18 protein-coding genes and 1 pseudogene are annotated in these 23794 nt (G+C 70.7%); 8 read left to right on the plus strand and 11 right to left on the minus strand.

All coding sequences use genetic code 11. The features are described from left to right. Positions 1-6: 6 nt before the first annotated feature. The 5 genes from ACQEUX_RS23310 to ACQEUX_RS23330 all read right to left on the minus strand — a co-directional run bounded on the left by ACQEUX_RS23310 (position 7) and on the right by ACQEUX_RS23330 (position 6225). Positions 7-975 (minus strand): ABC transporter permease, encoded by a 969-nt coding sequence (locus ACQEUX_RS23310; RefSeq protein WP_433052140.1) that lies wholly within the window; start codon positions 973-975, stop codon positions 7-9. Beyond that, positions 968-1894, minus strand: coding sequence for an ABC transporter permease (locus tag ACQEUX_RS23315; RefSeq protein ID WP_088950152.1), 927 nt, complete (start codon positions 1892-1894; stop codon positions 968-970). The genes ACQEUX_RS23310 and ACQEUX_RS23315 overlap by 8 nt, the downstream gene beginning before the upstream one ends. A gap of 149 nt (positions 1895-2043) precedes the next feature. Beyond that, positions 2044-3684: a peptide ABC transporter substrate-binding protein gene (locus tag ACQEUX_RS23320; RefSeq protein ID WP_433052144.1), complete on the minus strand. Its 1641-nt coding sequence runs from the start codon at positions 3682-3684 to the stop codon at positions 2044-2046. 613 nt (positions 3685-4297) lie between these two features. Further along, a complete protein-coding gene (locus ACQEUX_RS23325) occupies positions 4298-4984 on the minus strand; it encodes a response regulator (RefSeq protein WP_433057085.1) in 687 nt (228 codons plus the stop codon). A 2-nt stretch (positions 4985-4986) separates the two neighbouring features. After that, complete coding sequence (locus ACQEUX_RS23330; RefSeq protein WP_433052147.1) at positions 4987-6225, minus strand: PspC domain-containing protein; 1239 nt, start codon at positions 6223-6225, stop codon at positions 4987-4989. 182 nt (positions 6226-6407) lie between these two features. Between ACQEUX_RS23330 and ACQEUX_RS23335 the strand changes: the two genes are divergently transcribed. From ACQEUX_RS23335 to ACQEUX_RS23345, 3 genes and pseudogenes are all read left to right on the plus strand, one after another. Next, positions 6408-8222, plus strand: coding sequence for a PspC domain-containing protein (locus ACQEUX_RS23335; protein ID WP_433052150.1), 1815 nt, complete (start codon positions 6408-6410; stop codon positions 8220-8222). Continuing rightward, positions 8219-8467: pseudogene (locus ACQEUX_RS23340) on the plus strand (hypothetical protein); the annotation flags it as partial. The gene ACQEUX_RS23335 and the pseudogene ACQEUX_RS23340, both read left to right, overlap by 4 nt. Before the next feature lie 512 nt (positions 8468-8979). Next, the gene (locus tag ACQEUX_RS23345; protein WP_433052153.1) at positions 8980-10233 is read left to right on the plus strand and encodes a phosphatidylserine decarboxylase; all 1254 of its coding nucleotides are present in this window, start codon (positions 8980-8982) and stop codon (positions 10231-10233) included. Positions 10234-10289: 56 nt separating this feature from the next. Here ACQEUX_RS23345 and ACQEUX_RS23350 read toward each other — a convergent pair whose 3' ends face one another. The 3 genes from ACQEUX_RS23350 to ACQEUX_RS23360 all read right to left on the minus strand — a co-directional run bounded on the left by ACQEUX_RS23350 (position 10290) and on the right by ACQEUX_RS23360 (position 13624). Then, positions 10290-11228, minus strand: a complete 939-nt coding sequence (locus ACQEUX_RS23350; protein WP_433052156.1) for a CDP-alcohol phosphatidyltransferase family protein — start codon at positions 11226-11228, stop codon at positions 10290-10292. A 345-nt stretch (positions 11229-11573) separates the two neighbouring features. Continuing rightward, complete coding sequence (locus ACQEUX_RS23355) at positions 11574-12479, minus strand: NUDIX hydrolase (protein ID WP_433052159.1); 906 nt, start codon at positions 12477-12479, stop codon at positions 11574-11576. 194 nt (positions 12480-12673) lie between these two features. Beyond that, positions 12674-13624 (minus strand): NUDIX hydrolase, encoded by a 951-nt coding sequence (locus tag ACQEUX_RS23360; protein WP_433052162.1) that lies wholly within the window; start codon positions 13622-13624, stop codon positions 12674-12676. A 143-nt stretch (positions 13625-13767) separates the two neighbouring features. Here ACQEUX_RS23360 and ACQEUX_RS23365 point away from each other — a divergent pair, with 143 nt between their 5' ends. After that, a complete protein-coding gene (locus tag ACQEUX_RS23365; protein ID WP_433052165.1) occupies positions 13768-14067 on the plus strand; it encodes a PspC domain-containing protein in 300 nt (99 codons plus the stop codon). A gap of 128 nt (positions 14068-14195) precedes the next feature. Here the strand turns inward: ACQEUX_RS23365 and ACQEUX_RS23370 are convergent, their stop codons facing one another. Next, on the minus strand, positions 14196-16964 hold the full coding sequence (locus ACQEUX_RS23370; RefSeq protein WP_433052168.1) for an AAA family ATPase: 2769 nt from the start codon (positions 16962-16964) through the stop codon (positions 14196-14198). Positions 16965-17081: 117 nt separating this feature from the next. Between ACQEUX_RS23370 and ACQEUX_RS23375 the strand changes: the two genes are divergently transcribed. The 4 genes from ACQEUX_RS23375 to ACQEUX_RS23390 all read left to right on the plus strand — a co-directional run bounded on the left by ACQEUX_RS23375 (position 17082) and on the right by ACQEUX_RS23390 (position 20264). Further along, positions 17082-17927, plus strand: a complete 846-nt coding sequence (locus tag ACQEUX_RS23375; RefSeq protein WP_433052171.1) for an alpha/beta hydrolase — start codon at positions 17082-17084, stop codon at positions 17925-17927. 31 nt (positions 17928-17958) lie between these two features. Next, on the plus strand, positions 17959-18900 hold the full coding sequence (locus ACQEUX_RS23380; RefSeq protein WP_433052174.1) for an alpha/beta hydrolase: 942 nt from the start codon (positions 17959-17961) through the stop codon (positions 18898-18900). Between the two features lie 2 nt (positions 18901-18902). Beyond that, complete coding sequence (locus tag ACQEUX_RS23385) at positions 18903-19739, plus strand: alpha/beta hydrolase (protein WP_433052177.1); 837 nt, start codon at positions 18903-18905, stop codon at positions 19737-19739. Between the two features lie 63 nt (positions 19740-19802). After that, complete coding sequence (locus ACQEUX_RS23390) at positions 19803-20264, plus strand: DUF4396 domain-containing protein (RefSeq protein ID WP_433052180.1); 462 nt, start codon at positions 19803-19805, stop codon at positions 20262-20264. Between the two features lie 57 nt (positions 20265-20321). Here the strand turns inward: ACQEUX_RS23390 and guaA are convergent, their stop codons facing one another. Both guaA and ACQEUX_RS23400 read right to left on the minus strand, forming a co-directional pair. After that, positions 20322-21878, minus strand: a complete 1557-nt coding sequence (gene guaA, locus ACQEUX_RS23395) for a glutamine-hydrolyzing GMP synthase (protein ID WP_433052183.1) — start codon at positions 21876-21878, stop codon at positions 20322-20324. A 141-nt stretch (positions 21879-22019) separates the two neighbouring features. After that, complete coding sequence (locus tag ACQEUX_RS23400) at positions 22020-23717, minus strand: FAD-dependent oxidoreductase (protein ID WP_433052186.1); 1698 nt, start codon at positions 23715-23717, stop codon at positions 22020-22022. Between the last annotated feature and the right edge of the window lie 77 nt (positions 23718-23794).

Consider the following 23794-nt stretch of genomic DNA (forward strand, 5'->3'; position numbering starts at 1 on the left):
TCTCCCCTAGCGGAGTTTCGGATCGAGGGCCTCGCGGACCGCCTCACCGAGCATCACGAAGCTCAGCACTGCAGTGACGAGGAACGCGGCGGGGAAGAAGACCAGCCCTGGCGCGACCCGGATGAAATCCTTACCGTCGCTGATCATGATGCCCCAGGACACCACCGGCGACTTCAGGCCGACGCCCAGGAACGACAGGGTGGCCTCGGCGCCGATGAACGAGCCGACCATGATCGTGCCGTAGACCAGCAGCGGGGCCAGGCAGTTCGGCAGCAGGTGCTTGAGGATGATCCGGCCGGTGCCGGCACCCAGGGCGCGGGCCGCCACGATGTAGTCGGCCTCCTTGGTGGCGAGCACCGAGGAACGCATGAGGCGCATCACGACCGGCCAGCTCAGCACGATCAGCGAGACGATCACCAAGCCCATGATCTGAGCCTTGCTGTTGCCGGCGCCCGAGCCGTTGAACGTGGTCAGGATGACGATCGCGCCGAGCACGAACGGCAGGCCGAAGAAGACGTCGGCGATCCGGCTCAGTAGCCCGTCCACCCAGCCACCACGGTAGCCGGAGATGATGCCCATGGCTCCGCCGACGAGCAGGGTGCCGATCACGGAGAGCACGGCGACGATGACGGACGCCCGCGCACCGTAGATGACCCGGGCGTAGACGTCGCGACCCTGCACGTCGTAGCCGAACCAGCCATCGGCGGACGGCTTGTTGAGGCTGCGGGACAGCGATCCGTTGACCGCGTCACCCGGGGCGAACAGCGCTGGGAAGGCCGCCATCAGCAGGAAGATCACGATCAGGGTGGCCGATATCCAGAACAACGGCTTGCGCCGAAGGTCCCGCCAGGCGTCGCCGAGCAGGCCGCGCGGCTTCTCGTTGCTCTGCGGCTGGCCCGCGGTGGCGGGAGCGGCGGAGTCGGTGGGGTGCGCGCCAGGGGTGCTGACGATCGATGCGGTGCTCGGGTCACTCATAACGGATCCTCGGGTCCAGGGCGGCGTAGAGCAGGTCAACCAGCAGGTTCATCACGAGATAGACCAACACCAGGACGACCACGATGCCCACCACGGTGGCGCTTTCCTTGGTCACGATCGCGCGGTACACCGCACGGCCGATCCCGTTGATGCCGAAGATCCCCTCGGTGACGATCGCGCCGCCCATCAGGGCACCAAGGTCGGTGCCGAGCAGGGTGACCACCGGGATGAGCGAGTTACGCAGCAGGTGCACGCCCACCACCCGGCGCATCGGCAGACCCTTGGCGATCGCGGTGCGCACATAGTCGGCGCGGCGGTTCTCCGCGATGCTCGTCCGTGCCACCCGGGCGATGTAGGCCACTGACGCACTGCCGAGCACGAAGCCGGGCACGATCAGTTCAGACCACCGCATCTCGGAGGAGACGGTCGGCTTGACGATGCCCCACTGCACGCCCAGCAGCCACTGAAGCACGAAGCCGACGACGAAGACCGGCAGCGCGATCAGGAAGAGCGTGGAGACCAGGACCAGGTTGTCCAGGAAGCCGTTGCGGCGCAGACCGGTCAGCACGCCGGCGCCGAGGCCGATCACCGCCTCGATGGCGAGCGCCACCAGGGCCAGCTTCAGCGTGTTCGGGTACGCCGTCGCGATGATGTCGCCGATCTCGCGCTGCGAGAACGTCTGACCGAAGTCACCCTGGAGCAGGTTCTTCATGTAGTTGGCGTACTGCACGAAGACGTTCTGGTCGAGGTGGTACTTCTCGGTCATGAAGGCGATGTACTGGTCCGGGCAGCGACGCTCGCCGCACTTGCCGGCGAACGGATCGCCCGGGACGGCCCAGACGAGCCAGTAGATCAGGAACGTCGTACCGATGAAGACCGGCACGAGTTGGAGCAGCCGTCTCAACAGATAACGGCCCATGGGGTGGTCCTCCAGACAGGGGGCGCGTCGGACGGCCGACACGGTGGTGACAACGTTGCGAGTGGAGTGTTGTAACACCCACTCGCGGAACGGCCCCGGGTCGGGCTCACCGGATGTGGCGAGCCCGACCCGGGGTCAGACCGTTCGGATCAGAGCTCGACCGAGGTGATGTCGATCTCGCCGACGTTGTTCAGCTCGAGCTTCTTGATCTTCTCCGAGTGGCCCGACTGCTGACCGTAGAAGTAGACCGGGATGCTCGGAACGTCCTGGTCGACCTTCTCGATGGCCTTGGCGAAGCCCTCGTGCGAGGCCTCCAGGCTCGGCGCACCGCTGGCCTGCTTCGCCAGGGCGTCGACCTCGGGGTTGCTGTAGAGGCCGTCGTTCGAGGAGCCACCGGTGACGTAGAGCGGGTTGACCCAGTTCTCGACGTCCGGGTAGTCCTGCTGCCAGGCGGCACGGTACGGACCGGTCATCTTGTGGGCGTTGACGTTCTGGCGGAAGACCGCGAAGGTCGGCACGCCCTCGGCCCGAGCGTTGATGCCCAGGTTGGTCTTGACCTGCTGCGCAACGGCGTCCATCCAGTCCTTGTGGCTGGAGTCGGCGTTGTAGTAGAAGACCATCTCACCGGTGAAGCCGCCGGCCTCGGTCAGCAGCTGCTTGGCCGTGGTCGGGTCGAACTTGCAGGCGGTGCAGTTGCCCGGCTTGGCGCCCGGGGTCAGCGGGTTCGCCCAGCTGTCGGCCGGCTTACGGGTGCCGAAGAAGATCTTGTCCGAGATCTCCTGCCGGTTGATCGACAGCGACACGGCGCGACGCAGCTTCGGGTTCTGGAAGCGCTTGTCGTAGGTCGGGAACGCGATCAGCGCGGTCGTCGGGGTGACGGTCGACAGGCCCCGGTCACCGAGGTCGGTCTTCCACTTGTCACCGGCGAGCGCCGAGGTGGGGACAACCTCCATGAAGTCGAGGTTGTTCGCCAGCAGGTCGGCGTAGGCGGCCGTCTCGTCCTGGTAGAGCTTGACGTCGACGTCCTTGATCTTCATCTTGTCGCGCAGGTTGTAGTCGTCGAAGCGCGTCAGCTTGATGAGGACGTTGTCCTCCCACGACACGAACTTCACCGGGCCGTTGCCGATCGGCTTCTTGCCGAACTCCTCGGGCTTCATGGTGAAGAAGGCGTCCGGAAGCGGCATGAACGCGCTGTAGCCGAGCTTGGTCGGGAAGACCGCCGTCGGGGCCGCCAGCGTGACCTCGAAGGTCTGCTCGTCGACGACCTTCAGGCCGGACAGCTCCTTGGCCGACGGCTCCGGAGCCTTCTGCGGGCCGTCCGGACCATCCGGGTCCGAGGTGTAGGTCTTGTCGAAGCCCGCGATGTCCGCGAAGAAGCTGCCGTTCTGCGCGCCGTTCGGCGAGTAGGCGGCCCAGTTCCAGGCGTCGACGAAGTTCTTCGCCTTCACCTCGGTACCGTCGTGGAACTTGGTACCCTTCTTGATCTTGATGGTGAAGACCTTGGAGTCCGTGGTGTTGATGGACTCCGCCAGAGCGTTGCGCGGGGCCCCACCGTCGTTCGGGTACTCGACCAGGCCGGTCCACAGCCAGTCGACGACCTTGCCGCCGCCGGTCTCCGTGGTGTTCGACGGGACCAGCGGGTTCTCCGGCTGGACGCCGTGAACAAGAATCGAACCGTCCTTGCTGGCGGCAGTGTCGCCGTCGCCGTCACCGCTCGAGCAACCGCTCGCGACAAGCACGGCAGCCGCGCTGAGCGCGATCGCGCTCGTCGCCCGCTTCGAGACTCTCATTCCGAGGGGCCTCCTCTTTCTAACCAGGTTCCGTCGTGGGTTTCACGCACGTTTGGGGGTGACACCGCCCGACCACCCCGGGGCGCGGGTCGCCGGGACCACAGGGAAGTTGGGGACACCCCTGATGTTCCGATCCGCCGGGCTCCCCCTCCAACGAGGCGCGACACGACGCAGACGACACAGCCACGAACCGCCGCGATCGGCAGGGTCATGGGTCATGGGTCATACGGAGTGCCACACACCGATGGTGAGGTGCTGCCACTGTGACACCCACTGGCCGCTTCCGTGAAGGTGCCGTTATCAAGCCGTTAGTTGCCCGCCACGTTGCCGATACTTGAAAAATGATCATAAAACGGTCGGTGTGGGCAGCATTGAGCAGGAAATACGTGGGTCACCCGAACATCCGGCCTGAGCCCGGCCTCAAGCCCGACGCACTCCCCGGGCGCACGAGAGTGCGGTGGGACGTCCGCCACCGGTCGACATTTCCACCCATCCGGACGAGGTCGACTACGGCCGCACGGGCATGATCACCGACTGGGTGGACGAGGGCGCCGAGATCGTTCGTCTGATCCCTCGCCGGTGGCGCCTGCGCCTCGCCGGTGGCGACACAACGTCACACCAGCCGGCGATCCGCCGCCCAGCGGGAGAGCTCGTAGCGGTTGGACATCTGGAGCTTGCGCAGCACGTTCGACACGTGCGTCTCCACCGTCTTGATGGAGATGAACAGCTCCTTGGCGATCTCCTTGTACGCGTACCCCCGGGCCAGCAGCCGCAGCACCTCGCGCTCGCGGTTGGTGAGCTGGTCCAGTTCGGGATCGGCCACCGGGGCGTCCGGTCGGGCCGCGAAGGCATCCAGCACGAACCCGGCGAGCCGTGGGCTGAACACCGCGTCACCGTCGGCCACGCGGCGGATCGCCGCGGCCAGCTCGTCCGGGGAGATGGTCTTGGTGACATACCCCCGGGCACCGGCACGGATCAGCCCGATCACGTCCTCCGCCGCGTCGGAAACGCTCAGCGCCAGGAACCTGACCTGCGGGTGGCTGCGCCGCATCGCCTCCAGCACCGCGCGTCCGCCGCCGTCGGGCATGTGCACGTCGAGCAGCACCACGTCCGGGCCGACGGCGGCGATCCGGGTCACCGCCTCGGCCACCGTGCTCGCTTCGCCCACCACCTCGACGTGGGCGCCCAACTCCGCGCGCACCCCGGCGCGGAACATGGCGTGATCGTCCACGAGGAACACCCGCAGCCGCTCGGGGCGGGCATCCGCCGGGTCGAGGTGCTCGGTCGACTGCTCGGCCATGGTCATCTGTTCCTCTCCGCTGCGGACGAGTCCCGGGAGATCGGCAGGATCAGCCGGACCTCGGTCCCCTCCCCCGGGCCGGACCGGATTTCGGCCCGTCCGCCGTGCCGCTTCATCCGCCCGATGATCGAGCCACGTACGCCGTGCCGGTGGTCCTCCACGGTATCCGGATCGAAGCCCTTCCCCCGGTCCCGGACGAAGACGCTGACCTGATCGGGCTCCACCTCGGCGTAGAGCGACACGGTCTGCACCCCGGCGTGCCGGGCCGCGTTCACCAGCGCCTCCCGCGCGGCGGCGACCAGCGCGCCGACCTTCTCGTCGGTCTCCCGGTCCCCGACCACCACCGCCTCCACGGTGATCGCGTACGTGTCCTCGACCTCGGCGGCGGCCTGCTCCAGCGCGGCGGCCAAGCGCTCGCTCGGCGAAGCGGTCGGCTTGTAGAGCCAGTTGCGCAGGGAACGCTCCTGCCCTCGGGCCAGCCGCTGCACCGCCTTGACGTCGCTGGCGTTGCGCTGGATCAGCGCCAACGTGTGGAGCACCTGGTCGTGCACCATCGCGGCCAACTCGGCCCGCTCCTGCTCACGGATGCGTCCCTCGCGCTCCGAGCGGAGCTGGCTGTACGTCCGCCAGAGCACCGGCGCGGCGACCACACCGACCCCCGCCAGCCCCACCAGCGCGAAGATCACGCCGTTGATCACCGCGTCGAAGTTCTGCGCTGGCGAGTAGACGGCCGCGACGCCGATGATGCCGACCGCGACCAGCACTCCCCCGCCGATGAACCGGAGCACGAAAGCCCGCCGGTCGCTCTCCTCGACGACCGCGCCGAGCCAGGGCACCGGCATCGCGTCACCCCACTGCCGGCGCCGCTCGGGCGCGGACTGGTGCCAGATGACCCCGGCGCCGACCGCGATGATGGCGACCAGCCAGCCGGCGGTGCCCGCCGCACCGACCGAGTCGAAGACCATCACCTGGATCAGCAGGACACCGAGCCCGATCCCCACGAACGGCAGGAGTTGGGCCACGTCACGCCGGGGCGGCACCGCGGTGTCACCGGGCCGCAGAGGCACCACCGCCCAGAACGCCGCGTAGAGCAGCAGGCCGAGCCCGCTCAGCCCGAGCAGCACCATGAACGCGACGCGCACCCGCAGCACCGAGATGCCGAGATGGTCGGCGATGCCGGCGGCGACGCCGGCGGCCATCCGGTGCTCGGGGGCGCGGTACAGGCGCGGGGGCGGAGTCACGGTGCTGATCGGAGGCTCCCTGGTCGCGGTGGCGGGCTGGCCGAGGTCGGTGATCCGATCGTCACACGCTGCGGCGTCCACGACCACGGGGACGCCCCCGACATTCCTGCCGCCGGATCTCAGGGTGGGGTCAGGGTCGGGTCCTGAGGTCGCTCGGGTTCACCTGGCAGCAGGATCGAAGCATGACCGAGGAAGCTGCCCCGCCACCCCGACCGGGGTCGGCACAGCCGGGCGGTTCATCACCGCCCTCACCAGCCGCGACGCCCGCCGGATGGACCGAGCCCACCACGTTCGGTCCGCACCGTGGCTTCGGCCCGGCCGCCGCCACCGCCGCAGGCGATCCGGCCGGTGGCTACGGGCCGTCCGCCGCGGGCCACGGCGCCGGCGCGGGGTTCGCGGCCGGCACCGGCTACGGGCCCGGGGGCACGCCCGGTCCGTCCGCGCCACCACCACCGCTGGGCGGCACCGGTTTCACCTCCCGGTACGGGCTGGTCCGGCCGCGCGAGGGGCGGTACCTGGCCGGCGTCTGTGCGGCGATCGGACGAGCCACCAACACCGATCCGGTGCTCTGGCGGGTGCTGCTCGCGGTGCTCGGGTTCTTCGGGGGCATCGGCATCCTGGTGTACGTCGCCGCCTGGCTGATCATTCCGAACGAGGGCGACACCGCGTCCCCGATCGAGTCCATGCTCGGGCGCGGTCGCTCCAGCATGTCGCCGGTGACCGTGATCGTCCTGAGCATCCTGGTCGCGGCCAGCTTCGCCTACATCGTCACCGACGCCTTCCGTGCGGTGCTGCTCGGCGCGGCCATCCTGGTCGCCGGCGCGCTGCTGCTCAACCGGGGCAGCCGCAATCCGCAGCCCGGCACCCCGGGTGGGCCGCCGGCGCCGTCCGGGCCGCCCGGCACTCCGCCCGGTCCGGTCCCACCGGTGGCCTGGCCTGCGCCGTCGTACGGCGCGGCGCCATCGACCGGCCCGCTGGCGACGGGACCGATGGTCGGTGGCGATCCGACGTACCCCATCGCGACGACGGGGGAAGCGCCCACCGTCACCGCCCCGGCGTACGACGCGCAGCCGACCGGCGGTCCGCAGCCGACCGCCACGACGCAGCCCATGTCCGGGATGGGCCCGGTCTCCGGGCAACCGGCCGGCACGACGACTGTCCAGGCCGGCTGGCCGGCACCAGCCACGGGCTGGCCGACCACGGGCACAGCAAGCGCTGGCTGGCCGGCTGCGCCCATCACCGGCGCACCCGCTGCTCCCTCCGGTTATCCGGCCGCCACGCCACCGTCGGGATACCGCCCCCCGTTCGCGCCGCACGGCCCGTACGCCTCACCGGCCCCGCCCGCGTACCCCCCGCCCAAGCCACCGAAGCCGCCGAAGCGGCCCCGGGAGCGTTCGCCGCTCGGCGCGGTGACCTTCTCGCTGATCTTCCTGGTCCTCGGTGTGGTCGCTCTGCTCGACCTGCTGGACGTCTTCGCCGTCAGCGCCTCGGCGTACTTCGCGGCCGCGTTGGCCACGATCGGGCTGGGGCTGCTGGTCGGCACCTGGTTCGGCCGGGCCCGCTGGCTCATCGCGCTTGGCCTGGTGACCGCGGCGGCGCTGGGCACGGCGACGGTCGCCGAGTCCTACGACCGGATCCGGGGGGTCGACGGCGCGGTGACCTGGGCGCCAACCGACCATCGCGACCTCGCCGACCGGTATGAGAACAGCTTCGGTGACGCCGTGCTCGACCTCCGCGGGATCGACTTCGCGAAACGGGACAGCCAGGTGACCGTCGCCGTCAACTTCGGCCAGGCGACCGTGGTCGTACCGCCGAACGTGGACGTCACCACGGTGGCCGACGTCAACGCGGGTGACGCCACCATCTTCGGCAGCCGGTCCGGCGGGCTGGACGGCCGCCTGCGGGAGTTCACCGACGTCGGGGCGGACGGGCCCGGCGGCGGAACCCTGCGCCTATACATCCATGTCAATGCCGGCAACCTGGAGGTGACCCGATGAAGGCTCACCGCACAGATCTGGTGTCGTTCGCCTTTGGGCTCGTGTTTTTGGCGCTGTCCGCCTGGTGGCTGCTCGCCCAACTGCTCGGGCTCGCGCTGCCGCCGGTCGGCTGGTTCCTGGCCAGCGCGCTCATTCTGATCGGGGTCTTCGGGCTGGTCGGCGCGCTGCGCTCCGGTCGGTCGGGCCGACCGGAGCCGACCACCGAGGCCGCCGCCACCGAGGCCGTCGCGCCGGTCTCCGGCGCGACCGCGCCGGTTTCCGGGGCCGCCGCGCCGACCTCCGGCGCGGCCCTGCCGGCGTGGGAGGCCGAACGCTCCACCTGGGACGCTCCCCCATCGTCGGGACCGACACCGGAGGCGCCGAGCACCGAGGTGATCCACCCGGCCTGGCTGGCTCACCCGCCGTCGGAGCCGCAGACCGCCCCGGTTCCCGGCCAGCCTGACGGCGACGGGAACGAGGAAGCGACCATCGGAATCCTGCCCCGACCGGCACCGGTGGAGGGCGACGAGCCGACCCGGTCCAATCCTCCGGCCGAGGCTGTCGGCGACCAACCGGGTGATGAGCGGGAGGGGCAGCGCAGGGAGCCCTGACCTCGGGCGCCTGCTGGCGGAGGCCTACTCCCCCGCCACGGCGGTGCGGCTGGTGCGGACGGACGCATATGCTGGCCGGTGGAGATCTCGCCTCCGCCGGCCGGCCCGTCCCGCCATGGCGGCCCCGCCGCGATTCCCGTCTCTACCCCGTCAGGAGCCCGCCCGACATGACCCAGTCCCCCGCCGTGCGTACCACCGGCCGGTCCGGTCCGGTCCGCATCGGCGAGCGAGCCGCCCGTACTCTCGTCACCGAGCTGGCCCGGATCAACGATGCCAAGGCCGCTCTGCTGGTCGGGGCGAGCCCGGAGTCCGCGGTGCTGGCCGCGGCGATCGAGGCGCTGCTCCCCGGTGACCGGCTCACCGTGGTGCCCGCCGAGCCGTCCGGCGCCGCCGCCCTCCGCGAGCACGTCACCGCCCAGGGCCGCTGGGTCGCCGACCGGGTGGACGTCGTCGACTCGCTGGTCGAGGCCGAGGCCGCCCGGGTCGTCATCGCCGGGGAGGTGTTCACCGGCACCGCCGACGAGACCCGCAGCGGCATCGAGGGCCTGGCCAAGTTCCTGTCTGACGGCGCGGTACTGAGCGTGGCGACCACCGCGACGCCCGGCCGGACCACCGGCGCCGCCGCCGAACTGGCTCGACAGGACGCCCTCTACGGTGTGGGCGCCGATCTGGTGCTGCGCAACTCGCCACCGGTACGGGTCTACCGACTGCGGTTCACCCCGGCCAGCCCTGCTGCGGCCGAGCGGTTGGCTCCCGCGCACCGGCCGTCGAGTGTGCGGTTGACCCGGGGCATGCACATCGACTCCAACGGCGTGGCCGCGGCGGGCATCGCGTTGGGCCTCGCGGCGTTGGCCCGGGTGGCGCGTCCGTCGTCCAAGCTCTGGCTGCTGCCGGCGCTGGCCGCCGGGCCGGTCGCCGCGTTCTTCCGGGATCCGGAGCGGGACGTGCCGGAAGACCCGACCGCAGTGGTCGCCAGCGCGGACGGGCAGGTCCTGTCGGTGCAACGACTGCACGACGAGCGTTTCGGTGACGGCGAGTGGCTGCGGATCGCGGTCTTCCTGTCGGTGCTGGACGTGCACGTCAATCGGGCCCCGGTCGCGGGCAAGGTGGTGGACTACTTCGTCGCCGACGGCGGCTTCGTCAACGCGATGAAGCCGGACGCCGAGCACAACGTGGCGGCGTACACCGTGCTGGACACCGCTCGTGGCACGGTGGTGGTCGCGCAGCGCACCGGGCTGATCGCCCGCCGGATCGTGCAGCGCGCGCCGATCGGCGCGCTGCTCGCCAAGGGCGAGCGCTTCGGGCTGATCCGGTTCGGCTCCCGGACCGACGTCTACCTCCCGGCGGAGGCCGCGGACCCGCTGGTCGGGCCGGGCGACAAGGTGGTCGGCGGTTCCACGGTCATCGCCCGCTGGCGCTGACCCGCAAACGACGAACGGGGCGCCGCTGTCCGCGGCGCCCCGTTCTTTCTGCTCGATCAGGCGGTGCGGCGCTGCCGCAGCCAGAGTACCGGCCCGCTGACCAGGTAACCCACCACGATCAGGGCGAACGTGAGCCGGATGTCGACCAGCGCGCCGATCACCGGGGCCAGCCAGAGCCACGGCGGCAGCTTCACCAGGCGGGCGAGCTTGGCGTACGGGAAACTCGAGACCATCGCGAACGCGAGCAGCGCCACCCCGGCGACCAGCACGGCGCCGGGCACCGGCAGGCCGATCGCGACGGTCACGGCGAGCACTGCGGCCGCCATGGTGGTGGGCACCCCACAGAAGAAGCGGCCGTCCTTCGGCGAGACGTTGAAACGGGCCAGTCGAATCGCGGCGCAGGCCGCGACGAGGGCGCACGCCACCGCCGCCGCAGCCGTGGAGACGGAGCCGGCGAGCGAGGCGTAGACCACGACCGGCGCGGCGAGACCGAACGAGCACATGTCGGCCAGTGAGTCCATCTGCGCACCGAACGGGCTGGCCACACCGAGCCGGCGAGCCAGAGCGCCGTCCAGACCGTCGAACGCGACGCAGGCGATCAGGCAGAGCGCGGCGATGCGCACCTCGCCCTGCATGGCCAGGAAGATGGCCAGCATGCCGAGCATCAGGCTCGCCAGCGTGCAGGCGTTGACCAGGCCGAACTTCATCCGGCGGGCGATGGTGCGCTCGCCGGGAAGCAGCGGGATCGACCGGGAGGAAGCCTCGTCGGCGTACGCCATCGGCGGCAGCGCCGGGCTGACCGGTGTGACCGCCTCGATCTCGGCTCGGCCGACGCCCAGTGCCGGCCGGCTGAGCCGGTCCAGGCCGTACCGACGGCGCTGCCGGTCGGCGTACCGGTGCTCAGGCGGGGCCACTTCGGTCGCTTGCAGGTCACCGTCACGGCGACCGACCCGGACCAACAGCACCTGCCGGGCAAAGGTGCTGCTGCGGCGCAACCGGCCCGCCCAGCGACGCCCTGCGGGGCGCGGACTGTCAGTAGTACGACGCCGGCGCCATGGGGCTCTCGGCACGTTTCCTCCATCACCGGATCTGCTGGCCGCCGTGGGGCGGGTGTCCGGCTGTCTCGTGCCGGACTTTCGGTGGCCCGGCAGCCGTTTTGCGGAGTACACCATCGCATAGGGGAACATGGCTTGGCGATAGCTGCCGGCGGTACTTATATCTGGCTTAAACCGCTCGAACCGCTCGCTTGTTCCCATCCCGGGCCTCATCGCCCGTTTCCTCCACCATTCCCGCCTTCGACTGTACCGGAGGGTCACCGTCTCGGCTCACGGAGAGGCGTGCTATCGGCCGCTCTGTCCGATTGCCCACGCAGCGACGTCACTCAACGGCAGGTCAATGGACTGAGCGCGGGTGAACCAACCGGCCCGCGCGGTCGAACCTCCGGCGGACTCGGTCACCACCGCGTCGGTAGGTACGTCCACCAGCACCCGGTAGATCACTCGAACACCGTGCCAGTCCAATGGCCGGCCCTCCGGACCGAGTGCCGCCGGATTGTGCAGATTGTTCACCCCGAGGAGCTCCACCACCCGACCCAGCTGGCCACCCTCCTCGACCAACTCTCGGAGCAGCCCGGTAACCGGCTGCTCACCGTGATCGGTGCCACCACCGGGCAGGTGCCACTGGCCTGCCCCTGGATAGCCGTCCGCGATCTGGGTGAGCAGGATCCGCCCGGCCGGGTCGGTGACCAGCCCGTACGCCCCGAAACGCAGCCGGCGGTCGGGGTGCTGCGGCGGGAACGGCTCGGGCAACCGACGCTTTCCGGGCGGCAGCGGGGCGACCGGCAGACCGAGCACCTCGGCGGTGAACGGTGTCAGCGGCACCCGCGCCGCCTCTTCCTTGGTGAGCCAGCGAGCCTGGTCGACCGGGCCGCCTCCAGCGTCGAGCAACGTTCCGCCGCGCACGCTGAACTCGAACAACAACCGGTCGGTGTGCAGCGCGACGTCGTCCTCCGGATACGAGGCCACGTCGGCGACCACGTCGCGCAGCTGGCCCGCCATCACGGTCAGCCCGGTCTGCTCGGCGATCTCGCGGGCCACGGCACGCTCCGGGTGCTCGGCGTGCGCGACGGCACCACCTGGCAGTCGCCAGGACCCGGGGAACTCACCCTCGGCCCCGTCCCGGACAACCAGGACCCGCCCAGAATCCCACGAAAGCCCCAGAACTCCGACCCGCCGTACACGTTCCATCCCCGCCCCGCCTCCCGCTCCCCCGCCGAACGGCCCGTCCCGCTCCCCCGCCGAACGCCCCGTCCCGCTCCCCCGCCGAACGCCCCGTCGATCATGAAGTTATCGCCGTCCATCCCGGCGTGTCCTGACAATAACTTCATGATCAACGCGGAAAGAGGGCCGGGGAGAGGGCGGGGAGGGGCGGCTGGTCGGGGTTAGGTGAGCTGGGCGGCTTGGACCGCTTCGGCGGTCACCTCGGTGAGGTGGTGGGTGGGGAGGGCACCCAACTCCTCACGAGCGAACCAGCGAGCCTCACAGGTGGAGCCGCCCACGTCGGCGACGGTCAGCGGGTTGGGCTGGTCGACCACGACCCGGTAGAAGGCGCGGACCCCGTGCCAGTCGATCGGGTAGCCCTCGGGGCCGAGCGAGGCGGCGTCGCGGTGGCTGGCCACCCCGAGCAACTCGACCAGGCGGCCGGTCTGCCCGGTCTCCTCGACCAACTCCCGGATCAGCGCCGCGCCGGGCTGCTCGCCGTAGTCGGTGCCGCCGCCGGGCAGGTGCCAGCAGCCGGCGCCGGGGTAGCCGTCGGAGACGCGGGTGAGCAGCACCCGGCCGGCGGGGTCGGTGCACACCGCGTAGGCGGCGAAGCGCTGCGCCCGATGCAGCCCGTCCGGGCCGGGCACCGCGTAGAAGGAGGGGAACTCGGGTGCCTCGTCGGGCACCACGTCGGCCGAGGAGGCGGGCAGCCCGAGGGCACGTGCGGTGAACGAGCGCAGCGGCAGTTCGCGCGCCTCGTCGAGGGTGTACCAGCGGGCCAGGTCGGTGGGGCGCTCGCCGACCCGATCGGCGAGCGTGCCGCCGCGCACCGCAACCCGGTAGATCAACCGGTCGGTGTGGATGGTGATGCCCCGCTCCGGCAGCGCCCGCATGTCGGCGAGCACGTCGGCCAGGCCTGAGACGGCGACCGAGAGACCGGTCTCGGCGGCGGTCTCGCGAACCACGGTGTGGTTCGGGTCCTCGCCGTGATCGACCGCCCCGCCGGGCAGCGACCACGTGCCGGGGGTGCCGGAACGCTCCGATGCGCGGACCAGCAAGAATCGGCCTCTTGAATCAGCACAAACTGCGTATGCCGCGATCCTGCGGAGCGGCTCCAGCAAGGTGGTCACGGAAGCAAATTCTCCCCGGGCCGGGTTACCGGGACGGAAAAGAGTCGGATTCCTGACTGTCTGACACCGATCAGGGATTGGTCAGGGTAGGGATCCGGGCGGTCACCGAGGGCAGGCCGGGCACCGGCGCGGACCGTGGGGTTATGACATTCACCACCGCTCCCCACGCCCCGTACAAGCAGCTCCGGCGACCCACCACCGACCGCATGGTCGCGGGAGTCGCCAGCGGCGTCGGCCGCTACTTCGCCGTCGACCCCACCCTGGTCCGGGTGATCTTCGCGGTCACCGGCCTGCTCACCGGCGGGCTCGCGCTGTTCGCGTACCCGATCATGTGGTTCCTGATGCCCGAGGAGCCCACCGGCGCGCCGGCCTGGCCGCACGCGACGGGCGCCGCGCCGCAGGGACCGGCCAACATGCCGCCGAACCCTCCAACCACCGGCTAGGTGTACCGCACAGGGACGTTGGTGAGGTAGGCGGCCGGTGCACGACGTTCTCGGGCCGTCCGGTTCCATCTCATGCACCGGTCATTCGTCGAGGCCGCGACGCCGCCTGACCGGGACCGGCGGAGGCCTCACTCCGTGCTCGCCGTCGTCGAGTAGATCACTCCGGCGAGATGCCGACGTGAACCGACTCCGAGCTTCTTAAAGATCTTTCGTAGGTGGTAGTCCACCGTGGCAGGGCTGACAACGAGGTTCATCGCGATCTCCTGGTTGGTCGCCCCGGCCGCGGCGAGCCGGGCTACCCGCGCCTCTTGGGCGGTCAACTCAGGTGTCCCGGCGGCCACGACCGGTTCAGCGCCGACCCGGCCGCCGGCGGCTATCAGCTCGGTCTGTGCGCGCTGCGCGAAACCGGCTGCGCCGCTATCGGTGAACGTACGCAGCGCAGTGTGCAACTGCTGCCGGGCGTCGGCGCGACGACGGCGACGGCGCAGCCACTCCCCGTACAACAGCCGGGTACGGGCCCTTTCCAGAACCAGCGGGGTCGCCTCGAACAACGTGACAGCCTCGATATACCTGGCCTCGGCGTCGGCCGGGTGTGCACACAGTGCCTCGGCCCGGACCAACAGGCTGATCGCGCCCGGTGTCCCGGCCGCCCGCGCACGTAGCCGTAGTCGCCGCAGGGCGGCTTGCGCGAGGTCGCGCTCACCGGCACGCACGGCGGCCTCGACCAAATCGGGAAGGATCATCGTTCCGTCGTAGGCCGGATCGTCGTCGAACACGGCGCGGGCGACCTCGAACGCACCCCGCCAATCCTGGTCGCCGAGGCGGGCCACGGTCAGTGCGTGCCGGGTTTTCAACGTCACCGGGCCACCCGGCACGGTCAGCGGCAGCGCACCGGTGGTGACGGCGATCGCCTCGGTCTCGTCGCGCCGGCCCTGCCAGGCCCGCACCAAGACGTCGACCATCGGGAATGCGGGTGTTCCGGTCAGGGCCTCGTAGATGTCGCGATATTGCGCCCAGTGCTCGTCGGCGGACGCGAGGCGGCCGGTCATTACCGCATGGTGAGCGAGCCCGGCCAATCCGATGGAGAGCATGCGTACGTTACTGGCACGCCCGGTCCGCACGACGTATGCGGACAGGGCTTCGAGGATCGCGTCGTCCCACAGTTCGTGGGCGGCCTGCAGCGCGATCAGGTACCAGCGGCCCGGTGGCGTACGGTCGTTCACCTGTTCGGCCAACCCCGCCAGAGCCGTGCGCAGCAGCGGTGCCGCATCGGTGTAGCCGCTGGTGTTGCAGATGGCTGTCCCGTGCAGCAGGCGCAGGTACTCAGGCGTCCATGTCGCGGACTCCGCGCTCGGCCCGGTCAGGTCGAGGGCCAGTCCGGCGAGTTGCGTGACGGTGTCCCGGTCTGGTCGTGGTACGTGCAGCTGGACGATGTCGAACGCGTCGATCAAGCATTCGCGGGCGGTGTCCGCGTCGCGCTCGGCGGCGAAGGTGGTCGCCGCGTCCCCGAGCAGCCGCAACGCTGCGGTCTGGTCCTGGAAGCCGAGCAGCAGGCCGTGCAGCCGCGACGACAGCGCCCGGTTGCGGGTGTCATGGTCCAGGCCGGTGGCCCGGCCGCGCAGCGCCTCGGCCCGTTGCAGCGCCCCGGCGTTGTGCGCGTGTCCCGCCGCGATCAGGTAGCGGGCGTCCCGGGACGGACCCGCTGCGGACAGGCCCGCGGCTTGGGCGGCGAACGCGGCGGCGGTCAGGTACGCACCGCGCTCCCCGGCCCGCCCGGAGGCTCTGTCCAGATGCCGGGCGACCTGCTCATCGACGCCGTCAGCGGCGCCGGCCACGTGCCGAGCGTGCCGCTCGAAGTGCCGGTCCGTGTCGATCACCGCGGCCAGCGCGGCATGGGTGCGGCGCCGCAGGGCCGGGTCGGCGCCGCCGTAGACGGCCGAGCGCACCAGCGGATGCCGGAATCGCGGCACGGGATGCATGGTGAACAGGTCGTCGCGTCCGGCCAGCTCCGCCTCTGCGACGACCAGCTCGGCCGTGGTGAGCAGGTGAGCGGCTGCCGCCCGCACCGTAGGGGGATCGGCGGCGGCGTCGGCCGCCGCGATCAACAGCAGCTGCTGAGCCGGCACGGTGAGCCGGTTGACCTGACGCCGGTACCGGGCCTCGAGTTGGCCGCTCAACGGCAGCGGATCCCCGAGCAGCAACCCGTCAGGGTCGGCATCGGCGGCGAAATGTGTCAGCGCGAGCGGGTTGCCCCGAGCCAGTTCGACGATGCGCCGGGCCACGCTGTGCTCCAGACTCGCCCCGGTCACGCCTGCCAACACCGTCAGCGCATCCGTTTCGGACAACCTCGCGAGCTGCAGGAGCGGGAAGTGGTCGAGCAACGATCCGGCCGACGCGTTGTCCCGCTCGGCGAGCAACAGCGCCAGCCGTTCCGCGGCCAGGCGCCGGCCGGCGAAGGCGATCGTCTCCACCGTGGTCTGGTCGAACCACTGCACGTCGTCGCAGATCACCAGCAGCGGGCAGGCTGCCGCAGCCGAGCCGAGCAGGTTCAACGTCGCCAGGCCGACGAGGAAGCGATCGGCGGGAGGGCCCTCCTGCTGACCGAAGATGCGAGCGAGCGCCGCCTGCTGCACCGGCGGCAGCGCGTCCACATCACTTAGCAGCGGCAGTAGCAGCTGGTGCAGCGCCGCATAGTCGAGATCCCGCTCACTCTCGTTGCCGATGGCGCGTAGGACGCGTACCCGCTGCCCCGCGGCGGCTGCCGCCTCCTCCAGCAGGACGGTCTTGCCAATCCCTGGCTCACCACGGATCACCAGGACGCCGGCCTGCCCGTCGATTGCGGCCGCGACAAGCCCCCGCACCACCGATACCTCGGCGGTCCGCCCCACTACCCCCATGATCGTCAACCTCCGGCCCGCTATGCGTCCCACCGGAAGACTACGAGCGGCACGTGGTTTCCGTGTGGGCGCGCTCCCGGCAGCATCGATTCCGACACGTCGCTGACCGGAGGCCCGATGCCTGACAGTTCCCTGGCTCCCGCCGAGTGGCGCCAGATCGAGGCGGCGAACGCGTCGGAGCGTACGCCGGTGGTGTTCGTGCACGGGGTGTGGCTGCTGGCGCAGAGCTGGGACCGGTGGCGCGGGATGTTCGATGGGCACGGGTACGCGACATTGGCACCCGGCTGGCCCGGCGAGCCGGAGACCGTCGACGTCGGACGCGACCGGCCGGAGCTGTTCGCGGGTACCAGTGTCGGCGACATCGTCGAGCACTACGCGAGCGTGGTGTCCCATCTGCGGCGACGCCCGCTGCTGGTCGGGCACTCCCTCGGCGGGCTTGTCACGCAGATCCTGGCCGGGCGGGGCCTGGCCGCCGCCTCGGTAGTGATCGCCCCGACGCCGGGGCGGGGCGTGCTGCCGCTGCCGTGGTCGGCGGTGCGGGCCACGCTTCCGGTGCTGCGCCGGCCGCGCAGCCGTTCCTGCCCGGTGATGCTGACCTACCGCCAGTTTCGGTACGCGTTCACCAACACAGTCGGTGAGGCGGAAGCCCGCGAGCTCTACGACACGTACGCCGTGCCGGGATCGGGCCTACCGGTCTTTCAGGCAGCCGTGGCGAACCTGAACCCGCGCACTGTGACCTGGGCCGACCCGGCACATCCGCGACGAGGACCGATGAAGTTCCTCTCTGGACAGATGGACAACACCGTTCCGTGGACGCTGACCAACGCCGCTTACCGCAGGCAGCGGCGCAGCGCCTTCCCGACCGCAATCGAGGAGCTACGTGGGCGTGGCCACTCGCTCATCTTCGACCACGGCTGGCAAGAGATCGCCGAGCACGCGCTCGGCTTCCTTCGGTCCGCCTGACGTTTCTCTCTCTGTGTAAGGAGCACCGCCCATGTCCGAAGTCCGGCCTGTACTGGAACCAGTGGCCCAGGCGTTCGCCGAGGCGACCGCCAACCCGCCGTACCTGTTCGACCTCGGCCCGATCGAGGGCCGTATAGCCGTCGACGACGTGCAGAGTCCTGAGGTGAAGGTGCCGGGTACGACGAAGGAGTCGTTCACCGAGCCCGCGCTGACGATCTACCGGCCGACCGGTGCGAGCCGGCCTCTGCCCGTGATTCTCTACATCCACGGCGCTGGCTGGGTGTTCGGCAACAACCACACCCACGACCGGCTCGCCCGCGAGCTCGCCGTCGGCGTCGGCGCCGCGGTGGTCTTTCCGGACTACAGCCTCTCGCCCGAGGCGCAATACCCAACCGCGATCAACGAAAACTACGCGGCCGCCCGCTGGGTGCTCGAACACGGCGCGGAGCACGGCCTCGATGCGTCGCGGATCGCCGTCGCCGGGGACTCGGTCGGCGGAAACATGGCCGCCGCCCTGACCCTGATGGCGAAGCAGCGCGGCGACCTCGCCCTGGCCGGGCAGGTGTTGTTCTACCCCGTTACCGACGCCGCCTTCGACACCGGCTCCTACCAGCAGTTCGCCGAGGGCTACTTCCTGCGCCGCGACGGCATGCAGTGGTTTTGGGACCAGTACACCACCGACCAGGTCCAACGGGCCGAGATCACCGCATCGCCCCTGCGGGCGACAGCCGGCGAGCTCGCCGGCCTGCCGCCGGCCTTGGTGATCACTGCGGAGGCAGACGTACTGCGCGACGAGGGCGAGGCATACGCCAACAAGCTGCGCGCCGCCGGCGTACCCGTCACCGCCGTTCGCTACCAGGGCGTCATCCACGACTTCGTCATGCTCAACGCCCTGCGCGGCACCCACGCCGCCGAAGCCGCCATCAACCAAGCCATCGCCTTCCTGCGCACCGCCCTCGGACAGGAGAACTGACCATGACCCTGCAGACCGACCTGGCCCAGATCGAAGCAGCCAACGCCAGCGGCAAGCCGCCCGTCGTCTTCATCCACGGACTGTGGCTGCTGCCCACCAGCTGGCAGCGGTGGGCCGACGTGTTCGCCGCCGCCGGCTACGCCCCCGTCGTGCCCGGCTGGCCCGACGACCCGGACACCGTCGAGGAGGCCAACGCCAACCCCGACGTGTTCGCCAGGAAGAGCGTCGGCCAGGTTGCCGACCACTTCTGCGAGCTGATCAACAAACTCGACCACAAACCGGCCGTCGTCGGCCACTCCTTCGGCGGCCTGCTCACCCAGATCACCGCCGGACGAGCGCTGTCGGCGGCGTCGGTGGCCATCGACCCGGCGCCGTTCCGTGGCGTCCTGCCGCTGCCGATCTCCGCCCTGCGGGTGGCCAGCGTCGTGCTCGGCAACCCGGCCAATTACCACCGGGCCGTCCCCCTGACCTACGACCAGTTCAGGTACGGCTTCGCAAACGCCGTCAGCGAGGACGAGGCCCGCGAGCTGTACGCGACGTTCGCGGTGCCAGCGTCCGGTGAGCCGCTGTTCCAGGCCGCCGTGGCGAACTTCAACCCTTGGACCGAGGCCAAGGTCGACACCGACAACCCGGGACGCGGCCCGCTGCTGATCATCTCGGGCGAGAAGGACCACACCGTTCCGTGGGCGATCGCCAACGCGTCCTACAAGCAGCAGAAGGACAACCCGGGCATCACCGAGATCGTCGAGATCGAGAACCGGGGTCACTCGCTGACCATCGACAGCGGTTGGCGCGAGGTCTGCGACACCGCACTGGCCTTCGTCCAGCGTTTCCACTGATCCGAACGTGTGGCCGGCTCCCAGTGCGGGCGCCGGCCACACCTACCCGGGGAGGGCTCGGACATGATTGGGCAGAGGCACCACACCACCACAGAGTGGAGCATGGCGGTGAGCGCCACCCTGCACTGCCTCACCGGCTGCGCCATCGGCGAGGTTCTCGGCATGGCCATCGGCACAGCCGCCGGCCTCAGCGACAGCGTCACCATCGCGCTTGCGGTGGTCCTGGCGTTCGGCTTCGGCTATGCGCTGACCGTGCGCCGAGTCGTGCGGACCGGGCTGTCGTGGCGGCAAGCAATCCGGATCGCCTTCGTCGCCGACACGCTGTCCATCGCGGCGATGGAACTGGTCGACAACGTGGTGCTGGTCGCTGTCCCGGGCGCCATGGACGCGGGCCTGACCAGCGGCACATTCTGGTTGTCTCTGGCCTTCGCCCTCGCTGTCGCCTTCGTGGTGACCGTTCCGGTCAACCGCTGGCTTATCGCTCGCGGCCGAGGACACGCCGTCGTCCCGCACGCTGGTCACTGACCGGGGCCCGACATGACGATGCAGGGGTCAACCAGCCCGCCGCTGGCTAGGCCGCGCTCACTCCCACTCGATGGTGCCCGGCGGCTTGCTCGTCACGTCCAGCACCACTCGGTTCACCTCGGCCACCTCGTTGGTGATCCGGGTGGAGATCCGGGCAACCACCTCGTAGGGCAGTCGTGACCAGTCCGCGGTCATCGCGTCCTCGCTGGAGACGGGGCGCAGCACCACGGGATGCCCGTAACTGCGCCCGTCTCCCTGCACACCAACGCTGCGCACGTCGGCGAGCAGCACCACCGGGAACTGCCACACGCCCCGGTCCAGGCCGGCGGCGGTCAGCTCCTCGCGGGCGATCAGGTCAGCCTCGCGGAGCAGGTCGAGGCGCTCCTGGTTGACCGCGCCGATGATCCGGATGGCCAGGCCGGGGCCCGGGAACGGGTGCCGCCAGACCATCGCCTCGGGCAGGCCCAATTGCAGGCCGAGCGCGCGGACCTCGTCCTTGAACAGCGTGCGCAACGGCTCGACCAGCGCGAACTTCAGGTCCTCCGGGAGCCCGCCGACGTTGTGGTGGCTCTTGATGTTGGCGGTGCCGGTGCCGCCGCCGGACTCCACCACGTCCGGATAGAGGGTGCCCTGGACCAGGAACTCCACGTCACCGTGCGAGGCGATCTCGCGGGCCGCGGCCTCGAAGACCCGGATGAACTCCCGGCCAATGATCTTGCGCTTCTGCTCCGGGTCGGTCACCCCGGCCAGCGCGCCGAGGAACCGGTCTGCCGCGTCGACCACCTTCAGCTTGATGCCGGTGGCGGCCACGTAGTCCTTCTCGACCTGCTCGGCCTCGCCGGCGCGCAGCAGGCCGTGGTCGACGAAGACGCAGGTGAGCTGGTCACCGACCGCCTTGTGCACCAGCGCGGCGGCGACCGCGGAGTCCACCCCGCCGGACAGGCCGCAGATGACCTCCTTGTCGCCGACCTGGGCGCGGATCCGGGCGACCTGCTCGTCGATGATGTTCTCGGGCGTCCAGGTCGGCTCGATGCCGGCGATCTCGTAGAGGAAGCGGGTCAGCATCTCCTGACCGTGCGCGGTGTGCCCGACCTCCGGGTGGAACTGCACGCCGGCCCGACGCCCGGCCAGGTCCTCGAACGCGGCCACCGGCGCCCCCGCCGACTCGGCGGTCACCGTGAAGCCCTCGGGCGCCTCGGTGACGCAGTCGCCGTGGCTCATCCAGACCGGCAGGTCCGCCGGCAGGTCGCGGAGCAGCACACCGGGGTCGAGGAGGCGGGGGCGGAGCGGCGTGCCGCCGTACTCGCGGTTGCCGGTCCTCGCGACCGTGCCGCCGAGCGCCTGGGCCATCGCCTGGAAGCCGTAACAGATGCCGAAGACCGGCACGTCGGCGGTGAAGACGCCCGCGTCGATCTGTGGCGCGTCCGGCGCGTAGACGCTGGCCGGGCCGCCGGAGAGGATGATCGCAGCGGGGTTCTTCGCCAGCATCTCGGCGATCGGCATCGAGTGCGGCACGATCTCGGAGTAGACCTTCGCCTCGCGGACCCGGCGGGCGATGAGCTGGGCGTACTGGGCTCCGAAGTCCACCACAAGGACGGGGCGAGGCAGGCTCATGTGCACAAAGCCTACCGACAGTCACGGCCATCCCCGCCACCGGCTCGCCAGCAACCCCCTCCCCGCGCGATCTTGCACTTTCTGCCCCGACAAAAACCACATATGCCACCCAACGGCGACCGAAAGTGCAAGATCAACGGGTTAGCCGCGCAACGCGGCGGGGGCGTCCGCCGGCACCGCCGGGTTTTGCGGGGGTACGGGGGACAGGCGGCGGTACGGGGAGTTGAGTGGCGGGCGGGGGTCCTTCTCACCCTTGTTGGGCCAGAAGGACATCGCCCGTTCCGCCTGCGCGGTGATCGTCAGCGACGGGTTGACGCCGAGGTTGGCCGAGACGGCTGCCCCGTCCACCACGTGCAGCCCCGGATGGCCGTACACCCGGTGCCAGGGGTCGATCACTCCGTCGGCCGGGGTCGCCCCGATCACCGCCCCGCCGAGGATGTGCGCGGTCATCGGGATGTCGAACGGTTCGGTGAGTGAGCCGCCGGGGGTGCCGCCGATCTCGTCGGCGAGCAACCGGGCCGCGGTGTTGCCGGCCGGGATCCAGGTCGGGCTCGGCGTGCCGTGGCCCGGGCCGGTGACCAGCCGGCGGCCGAGCACGCCGCGCCGCCACCGGGTGGTCAACGAGTTGTCCACCGACTGCATCACCAGGGCGATCACCGTCCGCTCCGACCAACCGCGCACCGACAGCATCCGGGCGGCCAGCCCTGGCTGCCGCACGATGCTGCCCAGCCAGCGCCGCACCCGGTGTGGACCGCCGTCGACCAGCAGCGACTGGAGCAGCCCCATCGCGTTGGAGCCGCGCCCGTAACGGACCGGCTCGACGTGGGTCTGCGGGTCGGGGTGGAACGAGCTGGTGATGGCCACCCCCTCGGTGTAGTCCAGCCGCTCGGACCGGGCCCGTTGGCGTGGCACCGAGGCGCCCAGGATCGCTTCGGAGTTGGTCCGGGTCAGTTCGCCGAGGCGGGGCGAGAGCCCGGGCAGCACCCCGTCGGCCTTCATCGCGTGCAGCAGCCCCTGGGTGCCGAGCGCCCCGGCGGCGAAGACCACCTGGTCGGCCTGGACCACCTGCCGCCCCTTGCGCAGCCAGGTGCCGGTGCGCTCGGTGTGCACCTCGTACCCACCATCGGCGGCCGGCCGGACGGCGGTCACCGTGGTCAGCGGGTGCACCGTGACGCCGAGCCGCTCCGCGAGCCAGAGATAGTTCTTGACCAGGGTGTTCTTCGCCCCGTGTCGGCAGCCGGTCATGCACGAGCCGCAGTGCAGGCAACCGGTGCGCTCCGGGCCGGCACCACCGAAGTAGGGGTCGGCGACCCGCTGACCGGGTCGGCCGATGTGGACGCCCACCGGGGTGGCGTGGAAGGTGTGCCCCACCCCCATCCGCTCGGCCACCGCCCGCATGGCGCGGTCCGCGCCGGTGTCCAGGGGGTACGTGGTGACGCCGAGCATCCGCTTCGCCTGGTCGTAGTGGCGAGCCAGCTCGTCACGCCAGTCGGTGATGTCTTGCCACTGCGGGTCGGTGTAGAAGGCCGGCAGCGGCTCGTAGAGGGTGTTCGCGTAGACCAGCGAGCCGCCGCCCACCCCCGCGCCGGAGAGCACCAGCACCCCGCCGCCGGAGCGCCGGTCGGCCGGGCGGAGCAGGGTGAGCCGCTGAATGCCGTAGCAGCCCAGCTTCGGCGCCCAGAGGAACCGGCGGGCCCGCCAGGACGTGCGCGGAAACTCGTCGTCGGCGAAGCGCCGGCCGGCTTCCAGCACAGCGACCGAGTAGCCCTTCTCGGCCAGCCGGAGCGCGGTGACGCTGCCGCCGAAGCCGGACCCGATGACGACCACGTCGTACCGCATGGACGCATCATTACCCGCCAGTAGCGCTCGCGCCAGCGGCAGTTTCGCGCGATCATGCACCGGCCGACCGACCCGGC

The organism is Micromonospora sp. CA-259024 (assembly GCF_050936255.1).
In the GTDB taxonomy this organism is placed as follows: Bacteria; Actinomycetota; Actinomycetes; order Mycobacteriales; family Micromonosporaceae; genus Micromonospora.

What these genes read in the sequence shown, in the direction of transcription:
- ACQEUX_RS23365 (WP_433052165.1), top strand. Translation starts at nt 13,768, where the DNA reads ATGACATTCACCACCGCTCCCCACGCCCCGTACAAGCAGCTCCGGCGA.
- ACQEUX_RS23315 (WP_088950152.1), bottom strand. Translation starts at nt 1,894, where the DNA reads ATGGGCCGTTATCTGTTGAGACGGCTGCTCCAACTCGTGCCGGTCTTC.
- ACQEUX_RS23320 (WP_433052144.1), bottom strand. Translation starts at nt 3,684, where the DNA reads ATGAGAGTCTCGAAGCGGGCGACGAGCGCGATCGCGCTCAGCGCGGCT.
- ACQEUX_RS23335 (WP_433052150.1), top strand. Translation starts at nt 6,408, where the DNA reads ATGACCGAGGAAGCTGCCCCGCCACCCCGACCGGGGTCGGCACAGCCG.
- ACQEUX_RS23355 (WP_433052159.1), bottom strand. Translation starts at nt 12,479, where the DNA reads ATGGAACGTGTACGGCGGGTCGGAGTTCTGGGGCTTTCGTGGGATTCT.
- ACQEUX_RS23385 (WP_433052177.1), top strand. Translation starts at nt 18,903, where the DNA reads ATGACCCTGCAGACCGACCTGGCCCAGATCGAAGCAGCCAACGCCAGC.
- ACQEUX_RS23345 (WP_433052153.1), top strand. Translation starts at nt 8,980, where the DNA reads ATGACCCAGTCCCCCGCCGTGCGTACCACCGGCCGGTCCGGTCCGGTC.
- guaA (WP_433052183.1), bottom strand. Translation starts at nt 21,878, where the DNA reads ATGAGCCTGCCTCGCCCCGTCCTTGTGGTGGACTTCGGAGCCCAGTAC.
- ACQEUX_RS23310 (WP_433052140.1), bottom strand. Translation starts at nt 975, where the DNA reads ATGAGTGACCCGAGCACCGCATCGATCGTCAGCACCCCTGGCGCGCAC.
- ACQEUX_RS23375 (WP_433052171.1), top strand. Translation starts at nt 17,082, where the DNA reads ATGCCTGACAGTTCCCTGGCTCCCGCCGAGTGGCGCCAGATCGAGGCG.
- ACQEUX_RS23400 (WP_433052186.1), bottom strand. Translation starts at nt 23,717, where the DNA reads ATGCGGTACGACGTGGTCGTCATCGGGTCCGGCTTCGGCGGCAGCGTC.
- ACQEUX_RS23325 (WP_433057085.1), bottom strand. Translation starts at nt 4,984, where the DNA reads ATGGCCGAGCAGTCGACCGAGCACCTCGACCCGGCGGATGCCCGCCCC.
- ACQEUX_RS23370 (WP_433052168.1), bottom strand. Translation starts at nt 16,964, where the DNA reads ATGGGGGTAGTGGGGCGGACCGCCGAGGTATCGGTGGTGCGGGGGCTT.
- ACQEUX_RS23380 (WP_433052174.1), top strand. Translation starts at nt 17,959, where the DNA reads ATGTCCGAAGTCCGGCCTGTACTGGAACCAGTGGCCCAGGCGTTCGCC.
- ACQEUX_RS23390 (WP_433052180.1), top strand. Translation starts at nt 19,803, where the DNA reads ATGATTGGGCAGAGGCACCACACCACCACAGAGTGGAGCATGGCGGTG.